Raw genomic sequence first — 11,663 nt, forward strand, 5'->3', positions numbered from 1 at the left:
CTTAAAGTGTTGTGTCGCTAGATCATGCATCATATTCTGTCTTGGTATACATGTTGTATACATCTATGTGTTTTTTTTTTTTTAAGATACGGCTCCCTCCGGGAACTGTCATAGCCTTCTTGTCCGCAGGGGCAGAAGGTAATAAGAGACAGGGGTTGGAGTTCGTCGGGCGTGCGGATCAGCAGGTGAAGGTGCGCGGGTTCCGGGTGGAACTCGGTGAGGTGGAAGAGGTGGTGGCGGGGTGTGAGGGTGTCGCGCAGGCGGTTGCCTCGGTGCGGGAGGGCCGGTTGCTCGCCTATGTGGTGCCCCGGCCGGGATCGGAGGAGCGGCTGGCGGAGCGTGTGCGGGAGCGGGCGGTGGAGCTGCTGCCGGACTACATGGTTCCGTCGGTGGTGACGGTCCTCGAGGGCGGTCTGCCTCTGACGCCGAACGGCAAGCTGGACCGTGCCGCCCTTCCCGCACCCCGCGCGAGGCAGGCCGACACCACTCGCCGCGAACCCGCCAGCGAGGTCGAGCGCGTGCTCCGCGAGCTCTTCGCACAGATCCTGGGCGTGCCGGACGTCGGGGTCGACGACTCCTTCTTCGCCCTCGGCGGGGACAGCATCCTCTCCATCCGACTGGTCGCCGGAGCCCGCAAGCGAGGCCTCACGGTGTCCGCCAGGGACGTCTTCCGGCACAAGACCGTCGCCGGACTTGCCCGGCACGCACGCGAACGCACGCCCCGCACCCGCGCACACCCGGCGCCCGAGGCGGAACCGCGAGCGCGTGACGGCGCCCACCGGCCCGACACCGGCCCGCCCCCGGCCTTCGTACCCCTCACCCCGATCATCCAGTGGCAGCGCGACCGAGGCGGCCCGGTGGACGCCTTCCACCAGTCCGTGCTGGTGCGCGTCCCCGCGGCACTGGACCTCCCCTTCGTCGCCGGACTCGTACAGTCCCTGCTCGACCGGCACGACGCACTGCGCATCCGCCTGGGGCGCACACCGCAGTGGACCCTCGAAGTCCAGCCCCAAGGGACCGTCCGGGGCAGCGAGCACGTCCGGCGCGTCGACGTCCGAGGCCTCGGCGCCGATCAGCACGAGGCCGCCGTGACCCGTGCCGCCGAAGCGGCCGCGGGGCGCCTGGACCCCGGGAACGGGCACATGCTCGAAGCCGTCTGGTTCGACGCCGGGGACACCCGGCCCGGCCACCTCCTCCTCGTCGTCAACCACCTCGTCGTGGACGGGATCTCCTGGCGCGTCCTGCTGCACGACCTGCGGGCCCTCGCCACCGGCGCCTCCCTCGACGAGCCCACCGGCATCTCCTACGCCCGGTGGGGCGGCCTGCTCCAGGAGCAGGCCGCCCGGCGGACCGCCGAACTCCCCCTGTGGACCGGCGCCGCCCGGGGCACCGACGACATCCTGCGCTGTGCCGCGCTCGACCCGGCACGGGACGTGATGCGCGGCCGTGTCACCGTCACCCGGGTCCTGCCCGCCGACCGCACGGCCGCCGTCCTCACCAAGGTCCCCGCCGTGCTCGGCACCGGCGTCAACTCGGTGCTGCTCAGCACCCTCGGCCGGGCCCTGCGCACCTGGCGCACGGCGCTGTTCGGCGACGACCCGGCGACAGTGGCCGAAGCTCCCTTCGTGGTCGACGTCGAGGGCCACGGCCGTGAGGAGATCGCCGAGGACCTCGATCTGTCGCACACGGTCGGCTGGTTCACCAGCCTCTTCCCCGTGCGGCTGGAGCCGGACGACACCCCCGGCGCCGTACAGCGCAGGCTCGACGCGATGCCCGACAAGGGCCTCGGCTTCGGCATCCTGCGCCATCTCCACCCCGAGGCCGCGCCCGTCCTCGCGGGGCTGCCCCGCCGCCAGGTCATCTTCAACTACCTGGGCCGCTTCGAGCGTTCGTCCGACGCGGACTGGTCGCTGGCCGCGGACGCCCCCGCCGTCGGAGGGGGTGGCGACCCGGAGATGCCTCTCACGCACCTGCTGGAGGTGTCCGCCGTGGCGCTCGACGGCAGCGCCGGGCCCGAACTCCATGTGACCTGGACCTTCCCGTCCCGCCTCCTGACTCGGGCACAGGTTGAAGAGCTCGCCGACGCGTGGTTCGCCGCGCTGCGGGACCTGGAGGAGACGGCATGAGCGGGCACCGCGACACCGGCACCGCGGACGCGCTCCCGCTGGCGCCGCTCCAGCGCGGCCTGTACTTCCACACCGCGTACGACGCGGACGGGCAGGACATCTACACCACCCAGCTCACCCTCGAAGTCGACGGAGAACTCGACGCCGTACGACTGCGCGAGGCCTGCCGTGCGCTGCAGCGCCGTCACGACGCACTGCGGGCCGGGTTCCGCACGGCGCCGTCCGGGGAGCCGGTGCAGTTCATCAGCCCCGCCCCGCCCCTGGACTGGCGGCTGTGCGACCTGACCGGACTGCCGCCGGACGCGAGGACCGACGCGGCCGCGGACGCCGTCCGCGAGGAGCGCGCCCGGCGCTTCGACCTCGCCCGCCCGCCCCTGATCCGCTTCCTGCTGCTCCGCCTCGACGACCGTCGCTGGCGCCTCGCGCTCACCAGCCATCACCTGGTCCTCGACGGCTGGTCCACCTCCCTGGTCGTCGACGAACTGTGGCGGCTGTACGGGCGGGGAGAGGCCGCTTTCGAGGAACTGCCGCCGGCGCCCTCCTACACCTCCTACCTCGACTGGCTCGCCGACACCGGGCTCGACGAGGCCCGGGAGGCGTGGAGCACCGCGCTGGCGGGCATCGACGGGCCGACCCTGGTCGTGCCCGAGGCGGCCGGACGGGCCGCGACGGTCCCCGAGCGCGTCCTGCGCACCCTGACCCCCGCCGTGTCCGCCGCCCTCACCGGTGTCGCCCGCGACTGCGGCGTCACCCTCAACACCGTGGTGCTGGTGGCCTGGGGCCTCGTCCTGCGCCGGCTGACCGGCCGGGACGACGTGCTGCTCGGCATGACCGTCTCCGGCCGGACGGCCGACGTCGAGAACGTGGAGAACCTCGTCGGACTGCTCGTGAACACCCTGCCCGCCAGAGTCGCCGTACGCGCCGGGGAGTCCCTGGCACAGCTGCTGGAACGGGTCCAGGACGACCAGATCGACCTCTTTGAGCACCATCACCTCGGACTCTCCGAGATCCACCGTCTCACCGGCCACCAGGCGCTGTTCGACACCACCACGGCCTTCGAGAACTACCCGGCGGGCGGCCAGGGCCATGACGTGCCGCTCGACGCCGGCGTGCGCTGGACCGTCGCGGACGGATTCGACGCCACCCACTACCCGCTGTCCGTCGTCTGCACGCCCGGCGACAGCCTCGGCGTGCGGCTGGAGTTCCAGCCCGCCCACATCACCCGCGACCGGGCCGAGCGGATCACGGACTGGTTCGTTCGACTTCTCACGCGGATCGCGCACGACCCGCACCACGACGTCGACGACCTCGCCCACCGGGCATTCCTCCCCGAGGAGGAGCGCCGCAGACTCCTCGTCGAGTGGAACGACACCGCCGCCCCCGTCTCCGAGGCCGCACTGCCCGCACTGATCGAGGCCCAGGCCGACCGGAACCCGCGGGGCCCGGCGGTCGTCCACGCGGGACGCACGACGACGTACGCCGAACTCGACGCCCAAGCCAACCAGTTGGCGCGCCTCCTGATCGACGCGGGGGCGGGCCCCGAGACGACCGTCGCGCTGCTTTTGCCGCGCGCCCCTGACGCCCTGGTCGCCCTGTTCGCCGTACTCAAGACCGGAGCCGCCTATCTGCCGCTCGACCCCCGCCAGCCCGCCGACCGGCTGGCCCTGGTGCTCGCCGAGGCGCGGCCCCGCCTCGTCGTGACCTCCCAGGCCCTACGGTCCCTGCTGCGGCCCGGCGCCCCCCGGGTCGTCATCGACGACCCGGCCACCGCCCGTGACCTCGCGGCACGCGACCGGGCCCGGATCGCGGACCGTGAGCGGGGCGGGCCGATCCTCCCGCACCACGCGGCCTACGTCATCCACACCTCGGGCACCACCGGCACACCCAAGGGCGTGGTCGTCGAACACGGCGGTGTCGTGAACCTGATCGCCGCGTACCGGGCCGAGTTCGGCGCCGACTCGGTCGCCCGGGTCCTCGGGTCGCTCTCCTTCGCCTTCGACGCGCACATCGAGGACACCGTCCTGCCGCTCGCGCTCGGCGGCTGTGTGGAGCTGGTCGACGACCTGCTGGCGCTCGTCGAACGCGACGGCTGGCGCGGCAGCCTCCTGACCACGGTGCCCTCCGCCCTGGCGAGCCTCCTGCCTGCCCTGACCGGCGAACTGGCCGTACGGCACGTCCACGTGGGCGGCGAACCGCTGTCCGGAGCCCTGCTGCGGGAGATCCACCGCCGCATACCCGGTTGCGCGGTGAGCAATGTGTACGGCCCGACCGAGACCACCGTCTTCTCTCTGACCTGGCAGGCCGGCGACGGGGGCGCCGAAGGCGAGCCTCCGGTCGGCCGCCCCATCAGCAACACCAGGGCCTATGTGCTGGACGGGCGACTGAGACCGGTGCCGGTCGGCATGCCTGGCGAACTCCACCTCGCCGGCGCCGGCGTGGCCCGCGGCTATCTGCGCCGGCCGGGCTGGACCGCGGAGCGCTTCGTGGCCTGCCCGTTCGGTGAGCCGGGCGAGCGGATGTACCGCACCGGCGACCGCGTGCGGTACCGGGCGGACGGCGCGATCGAGTTCCTGGGACGACTGGATGACCAGGTGAAGATCCGGGGGCACCGGGTGGAGCCCGCCGACGCGGAGGCCGCGCTGCTGCGCCACCCCCTGGTGGCGCGGGCCGTCGTGACGGCGTACGACGACCGCGCCGGGGGCCGCCGGCTGGTCGCCCACGTCGTCGCCGTACGGCCCGGACTCACCCTGGACCACGGGGACCTGCGGCGCCACGCGCGCGCCCTGCTGCCGGACTATCTCGTGCCGTCCGCGTTCGTGCAGAGCGAGCGGATCCCGCTGACGCCGAGCGGCAAACTCGACCGTGCCGCCCTGCCCGCGCCGCCCTCGCCCCGGGCCACGGAGGTTCCCCTCGACCCTTGCGAGGAGATGCTGAGCCGGCTCTTCGCGGAGACGCTCGGCGTGCCCGCGCCGGACCCCGGGGCGTCCTTCTTCGACCTCGGCGGGGACTCCCTGCTCGCGACCCGGCTGATCGGCAGGGTCCGGGCGGTGACGGGAGCGGCGCTGTCCGTCCGCGCGCTGTTCGAGGCACCGTCCGTGACGGCCCTGGCCCGCCGGCTCGGCGACGACCATCCGGACGCCGGGCTCGGTCCGCTCCTGCCGCTGCGGGAGGGGGTGGAGCGGCGGCCGCTGTTCTGCGTCCACGCGGTGAGCGGCCTCGCCTGGCCGTACGCCCGCCTGCTCCCGCACCTCGACCCCGGCCTCCCGGTGTACGGGCTTCAGGCGGCCGGCCTCGCGAAGCCGGGGCAGGGGCCCCTCAAGCCGGACGAAGTGGTGCGCCGGCATGTGGAGTCGATGCGCTCCGTCCAGCGGCACGGCCCCTATCGGCTGCTGGGCTGGTCCCTCGGAGGGCAGCTCGCCCACGCGATCGCCGCCCGGCTGACCGAGGAGGGCGAACGCGTCGAACTCCTCGCCCTCCTGGACACCCATCTGCCAGCAGACCATCGGGAGCCACCCGGCGAGGAAGAGAGCGAAGTCCTGCGGACCCTGGGCTTCTCCTCCGCTGGGGAGCCTCCCGCCTCCCTGGCCGTCCTCGGCGACACGGTCGTCACCGGTGTGCGCGCGGCGGCCGCGTCCGCGGCGGAGCTTCTGCGGGCCGGCCGCCCGCCTGTTCTCGGGGGCGGCACCGAAGTCGTGTTCTTCCGTGCCACGGGGGAGGAGGGCGGTGGGGCGGACCCCGCGGCCTGGCAGCCCTACTGCACCGGGCCGGTCACCTCGCACGACATCGAGTGCGGTCACCATGAACTGCTCGATACCGGCCCTCTCGGGCACGTCACGGCCCTGCTCGCACCCACGCCGTAGTGCTGGGCGCTGGCTTTACGAGCGGGGCCGGGGCGTGATGAGGACGGGTGGAGCGTGGTCCGGAGGTTGTCGCGGGCGCGGAAGGCTCGGTGCGATGCGGTGATGCGGTGATGCGGGCCCGGCGGATCGAGCTGAGCTGATCTGGTCGGGACTGTAAGGGCTGGAGGATCCGGTTGGCCAGGGCACCAAGGGCTGGTCTCCCGGCGTGCAGCGGCACCCCGAGGACACGGCCGCGAACGACCCGGTGCACCAGGCCCTGTTCGCCGAAGCCGTGCCGAGCGACGCGCGATCCACCGGACCCAGCTGAAACGGGCGGCTCACGGGCACGCTCCGGCTGCCGAACGGGCAGCAGTTCCCCACACCACCGGAGCCTCCAGGGCTTCACTCTGGGGATCTGGCCTGCGGGAAACGGGCAGATTCGGTCATGAACCGTCCTATGACGAATCTGGCTAGTACCCGCGTTCCCCTTGTAGAAATTGGGCCACCGAAGTCCGATCGGGCCGGTCTCCGGAAAGTGTCGGCGCATGTGAAGCGCGCAGAGCCGTGAAATGGAGGTGTCGCTGTGGACGCCGATGAACGAAGACGGGGAATCCTGGAGGCGGCACGCCGCACGGGATCCGTGGACGTCGTACAGCTGGCGGCTGACCTCGGGGTCTCCAAAGAGACCGTGAGACGCGACCTGAATCTCCTGGAGCGGCATGGGCTGGTCCGCAGGACCCATGGCGGTGCCCATCCCGTGGAAAGCGCGGGATTCGAGACCACTCTCGCCGTCCGCACCATCACACACGTCCCCGAGAAGACCCGCATCGCCGCCGCAGCGGCCGAACTGCTCGGGGACGCCGAGACCGTCTTCATCGACGAGGGCTACACCCCGCAGCTCATCGCCGCCGCCCTGCCCCGCGACCGGCCGCTGACCGTGGTCACCACTTCGCTGGCCGCCGCCGGCGACCTGTCCTCCGCCGAGAACATCACCGTGTTGCTGCTCGGCGGCAGAGTGCGCGGCGGGACGCTGGCGACGGTCGACCACTGGGCGACCCGCATGCTGTCCGGATTCGTCATCGACCTGGCGTACGTCGGCGCGAACGGCATCTCCCGGGACTATGGCCTCACCACCCCTGACCCCGCCGTGAGCGAGGTCAAGTCCCAGGTGCTCAAGGCCGCCAGACGCCGGATCTTCTCCGGCGTGCACACGAAGTTCGGGGCCGTGAGCTTCTGCCGCTTCGCGGACGTCACGGAGTTCGAGGCGATCGTCACCGACGCCGGGCTGCCCGCCTCCGAAGCACATCGCTACTCGCTGCTGGGCCCCGAAGTCATCCGGGCCTGAACCGCTTTCGTCGCCACTTCCCCTCCCCGCAAGCCCGTGGGCTTGGTTCCCCATGCCCTCGAAACATCCCCTGGAGTCAGCCATGCGCACACGGAGAACGATCCATGTCCTCGCCGCGGCCGCGGCCGCGAGCTCGCTGTTGGTCGCCTGTAGTGGGGCGGGCGGTTCATCGAGTTCGGGTGGCGGCGGCGAGTCCATCAACGTCCTGATGGTCGGCAACCCGCAGATGGAGGACATCTCCAAGCTCACCAAGGACACGTTCACGAAGGACACCGGTATCAAGGTGAACTTCACGATCCTTCCCGAGAACGAACTGCGCGACAAGGTCACCCAGGACGTCGCCACCCAGGCCGGCCAGTACGACGTGGCCACCGTCGGTGCCTACGAGATCCCGATCTGGCAGAAGAACGGCTGGCTGCACGAGCTGAGCTCCTACGCCGTCAAGGACACCGGCTTCGACGAGGGCGACCTGCTCAAGCCGGTGGTCACCTCGCTGTCAGGCTCGGACGGCAAGCTCTACGCCCTGCCGTTCTACAGCGAGTCGTCCTTCCTGATGTACAACAAGGACGTCATGAAGGCGAAGGGCATCACCGTGCCCGAGCACCCGACCTGGCAGCAGGTCGCCGACATCGCGGCCGAGGTCGACGGCGCCGAGCCCGGTATGAAGGGCATCTGCCTGCGCGGCCTGGCGGGTTGGGGTGAACTCGGGGCGTCGCTGACGACCGTGGTCAACACCTTCGGCGGCACCTGGTTCACCAAGGACTGGAAGGCACAGGTCAACAGCCCCGAGTTCAAGAAGGCGACCAACTTCTACGTCGACCTGGTCCGGAAGCACGGTGAGGCGGGCGCCCCGCAGGCCGGGTTCACCGAGTGCCTCAACGCCATGAGCCAGAAGAAGGTCGCGATGTGGTACGACGCGACCAGTGCGGCCGGCTCGCTGGAGGACCCGAGCTCCAGCAAGATCGCCGGACATGTCGGCTACGCCTACGCGCCGACCGTCGAGACCAAGAGCAGTGGCTGGCTGTGGAGTTGGGCCTGGGCGATGCCCAAGACCACCAAGAACGCCGACGCCGCCTCCCAGTTCATGCTGTGGGCCTCCAGCAAGGACTACGAGAAGCTGGTCGGCGAGCAGCTCGGCTGGTCGCGGGTCCCGGCCGGCAAGCGCGCCAGCACGTACGAGATCCCGCAGTACCAGAAGGCCGCCGCAGCCTTCGGTGACATCACCCTGAAGTCCATCGAGCAGGCCGACCCGTCCGACCCGGGCCTCCAGCCCCGGCCGACCGTGGGCGTCCAGTACGTCGCCATCCCCGAGTTCCAGGACCTGGGCACCAAGGTCACCCAGGAGATCTCCGCCGCCATCGCGGGCAGGACCAGCGTGGACAAGGCGCTCGACGACGGCCAGAAGCTCGCCGAGGACGTCGCCAAGAACTACCAGTGACCCCTGTGAACGGCCCGGCCGGGCCTCCCCCTCCCGGCCGGGCACCGCTTCCCCCTACCCGGCCGTCACTGGCGGAGGACAGTCCATGACCACGCTCACCGTTCGCCCCGAAACAGCATCACCGCCCAGGCGTTGGCGTCCCTCCAACGGCGTCGGCAAGTGGAAGCGCCGCATTCCGCTGCTGCCGGCGCTCGTCTTCACCATCGTCGTCACCCAACTGCCCTTCGTGGCAACGATCGTGATCTCCACGCTCCAGTGGAACATCCTCAAGCCGGGCGAGAGGCACTTCGTCGGCCTGTCCAACTTCACGTTCGTCTTCACCGACGAGCGACTGCGCACCGCGGTCCTGAACACCGTCGTGCTCACCGCGTCCGTGGTGCTCATCAGCGTGCTGCTCGGGCTCGGCCTCGCGGTGCTGCTGGACCGCCGGTTCGCCGGACGGGGCCTGGCGCGCACGATGCTCATCGCGCCGTTCCTGGTCATGCCGGTCGCGGCGGCGCTGCTGTGGAAGCACGCCCTCTACAACCCCGACTACGGCCTGCTCAACGGCACCCTCAACGCCGTCTACCGCTTCTTCGGCGCGGAGAACGGCCCCACGATCGACTGGGTGTCCTCGTACCCGATGCCGGCCGTCGTGATCTCACTGGTCTGGCAGTGGACGCCCTTCATGATGCTGATCCTCCTGGCCGGACTCCAGGCGCAGCCCGGTGACGTCCTGGAGGCGGCGAAGGTCGACGGAGCCTCGGCCATGGCGACCTTCCGGCACATCACGCTGCCGCATCTGCGCCAGTACATCGAGTTGGGCATCCTGCTCGGCACGATCTACATCGTGCAGAACTTCGACGCGGTCTACACGATCACCCAGGGCGGCCCCGGCTCGCAGACGACCAACCTGCCGTACGAGATCTACCTGACCATGTTCCGCAAGTACGAGTACGGCCAGGCTGCCGCGGCGGGTGTGGTCGTCGTCCTCGGCTCGATCGTGATCGCGACGTTCGCGCTGCGCACCATCGCGTCGCTGTTCCGTGAGGAGGTGTCCCGATGAGCGCTCACACGACGGTCGCGCCCGGCGTGAGACTGAGGAAGCTCGTTCGCCGCCGTGACGACCACGGCGGAACGCCGAGACTGTCCCCCCTGTGGACCTTCGTCGCCTGGCTGGCCACGCTGGCGTTCTTCGCACCGGTGGCCTGGATGGTCCTCACCTCGTTCCACCAGGAGGCGGACGCGGCGACCAACCCGCCGACCCCGTTCGCCGCTGTCACCTTCGACCAGTACAAACTCCTGTTCAGCCGGGACATCACCCCCTTCCTCCTCAACTCGGCCATGGCAAGCGTCATCTCCACGGCCCTGGTACTGGCTCTGGCGGTCCCGGCCGCATACTCGCTGTCCATCAAGCCGGTCGAGAAGTGGACCGACGTGATGTTCTTCTTCCTGTCCACGAAGTTCCTGCCGGCCATCGCGGCCCTGCTGCCGGTGTACCTGATCGTCAAGGACGCCGGGATGCTGGACAACGTGTGGACGCTGATCATCCTCTACACGGCCATGAACCTGCCGATCGCGGTGTGGATGATGCGCTCGTTCCTCGCCGAGGTGCCCAAGGAGATCCTGGAGGCAGCCGAGGTCGACGGCGCCAACCTGCCCACGGTCCTGCTGCGGATCGTCACCCCGGTCGCCATGCCAGGACTCGCCGCCACCTCGCTGATCTGCTTCATCTTCAGCTGGAACGAGTTCATGTTCGCCGTGAACCTCACCGCGGTGAACGCCTCGACCGCACCGGTCTTCCTGGTCGGCTTCATCACCAGCGAAGGCCTCTTCCTCGCCCGGCTGTGCGCCGCCGCCACGCTCGTGTCCCTGCCGGTCCTCATCGCCGGTTTCGCCGCCCAGGACAAACTGGTCCGCGGCCTGTCCCTAGGAGCAGTCAAGTGAAAGCCGCCGTCATAGAAGCCCCCGGCAAGGTCACCGTCACCACGGTGCCCGACCCCACGCCCGGGCCGCGCGAGGTGGTGGTCGACGTGGCGGCCTGCGGCCTGTGCGGCACCGACCTGCACATCCTCCAGGGCGAGTTCGCCCCGACACTGCCCATCGTGCCGGGCCACGAGTTCGCGGGCGAGGTCGTGGGCCTGGGCAGCGAGGTCACCGAGCTGAGGATCGGCGACCGGGTGGCCGTGGATCCCTCGCTGTACTGCAACGAGTGCCGCTACTGCCGCCTCGGCCGCAACAACCTCTGCGACCGCTGGCAGGCGATCGGTGTGACCCGACCCGGTGGCGCTGCCGAGTACGCCGTGGCACCCGTCGCCAACTGCGTAAGGCTGCCCGAGCACGTGGACGTCCAGGACGCCGCCCTGATCGAACCGCTGTCCTGTGCCGTGCGCGGCTACGACGTGCTGCGCAGCCGACTCGGCGCCCATGTGCTCATCTACGGCAGCGGGACGATGGGCCTGATGATGCTGGAACTGGCCAAGCGCACCGGCGCCGCCTCGGTGGACGTCGTCGACGTCAACTCGGAGCGGCTGGCCACGGCCGAGAAGCTGGGCTGTTCCCGATCGGGCCTGTACGCCGAGGAGTTGGGGCGACCTGCCGGCTGGGACGTGGTGGTCGACGCGACCGGCAACGCCGCCGCCATCCAGGACGGCCTGGAGCGGGTCGCGAAAGCCGGGACCTTCCTCCAGTTCGGGGTCTCCGACTACGCGACCACGGCCACGATCTCGCCGTACCGCATTTACAACCAGGAGATCACGATCACCGGATCCATGGCGGTGCTGCACAGTTACGAGCGGGCGGCGGATCTCTTTGCCACCGGCGTACTCGACCCCCAGGTGTTCATCAGCCACCGGATGCCGCTGGCGGAGTACCCCACCGCGCTGGACCGGTTCGCCGCCGGCCAGGGACGCAAGATCGTCGTGCTGCCCTGACCC

At 70.5% G+C, this 11,663-nt stretch carries 7 protein-coding genes; all 7 read left to right on the forward strand.

Annotated features, from left to right (window positions below; genetic code table 11):
* The first annotated feature begins 155 nt into the window (after positions 1-155).
* The 7 genes from HLK59_RS26380 (at position 156) to HLK59_RS26410 (ending at position 11,660) form a co-directional block, all read left to right on the forward strand.
* Positions 156-2,126, forward strand: a complete 1,971-nt coding sequence (locus tag HLK59_RS26380; RefSeq protein WP_171144004.1) for a condensation domain-containing protein — start codon at positions 156-158, stop codon at positions 2,124-2,126.
* Positions 2,123-5,986: a non-ribosomal peptide synthetase gene (locus tag HLK59_RS26385; protein ID WP_171144005.1), complete on the forward strand. Its 3,864-nt coding sequence runs from the start codon at positions 2,123-2,125 to the stop codon at positions 5,984-5,986. The genes HLK59_RS26380 and HLK59_RS26385 overlap by 4 nt, the downstream gene beginning before the upstream one ends.
* A gap of 562 nt (positions 5,987-6,548) precedes the next feature.
* The gene (locus HLK59_RS26390; protein ID WP_171144006.1) at positions 6,549-7,310 is read left to right on the forward strand and encodes a DeoR/GlpR family DNA-binding transcription regulator; all 762 of its coding nucleotides are present in this window, start codon (positions 6,549-6,551) and stop codon (positions 7,308-7,310) included.
* A gap of 82 nt (positions 7,311-7,392) precedes the next feature.
* Positions 7,393-8,748, forward strand: coding sequence for a sugar ABC transporter substrate-binding protein (locus HLK59_RS26395; RefSeq protein ID WP_171144007.1), 1,356 nt, complete (start codon positions 7,393-7,395; stop codon positions 8,746-8,748).
* 85 nt (positions 8,749-8,833) lie between these two features.
* Positions 8,834-9,793 (forward strand): sugar ABC transporter permease, encoded by a 960-nt coding sequence (locus HLK59_RS26400; protein ID WP_171144008.1) that lies wholly within the window; start codon positions 8,834-8,836, stop codon positions 9,791-9,793.
* Positions 9,790-10,674: a carbohydrate ABC transporter permease gene (locus tag HLK59_RS26405; protein ID WP_171144009.1), complete on the forward strand. Its 885-nt coding sequence runs from the start codon at positions 9,790-9,792 to the stop codon at positions 10,672-10,674. The genes HLK59_RS26400 and HLK59_RS26405 overlap by 4 nt, the downstream gene beginning before the upstream one ends.
* On the forward strand, positions 10,671-11,660 hold the full coding sequence (locus HLK59_RS26410; RefSeq protein WP_171144010.1) for a zinc-dependent alcohol dehydrogenase family protein: 990 nt from the start codon (positions 10,671-10,673) through the stop codon (positions 11,658-11,660). The genes HLK59_RS26405 and HLK59_RS26410 overlap by 4 nt, the downstream gene beginning before the upstream one ends.
* Positions 11,661-11,663 lie beyond the last annotated feature (3 nt).

Source organism: Streptomyces sp. S3(2020), from assembly GCF_013044505.1.
Lineage (GTDB): Bacteria > Actinomycetota > Actinomycetes > Streptomycetales > Streptomycetaceae > Streptomyces.

What these genes read in the sequence shown, in the direction of transcription:
- HLK59_RS26385 (WP_171144005.1), top strand. Translation starts at nt 2,123, where the DNA reads ATGAGCGGGCACCGCGACACCGGCACCGCGGACGCGCTCCCGCTGGCG.
- HLK59_RS26405 (WP_171144009.1), top strand. Translation starts at nt 9,790, where the DNA reads ATGAGCGCTCACACGACGGTCGCGCCCGGCGTGAGACTGAGGAAGCTC.
- HLK59_RS26400 (WP_171144008.1), top strand. Translation starts at nt 8,834, where the DNA reads ATGACCACGCTCACCGTTCGCCCCGAAACAGCATCACCGCCCAGGCGT.
- HLK59_RS26395 (WP_171144007.1), top strand. Translation starts at nt 7,393, where the DNA reads ATGCGCACACGGAGAACGATCCATGTCCTCGCCGCGGCCGCGGCCGCG.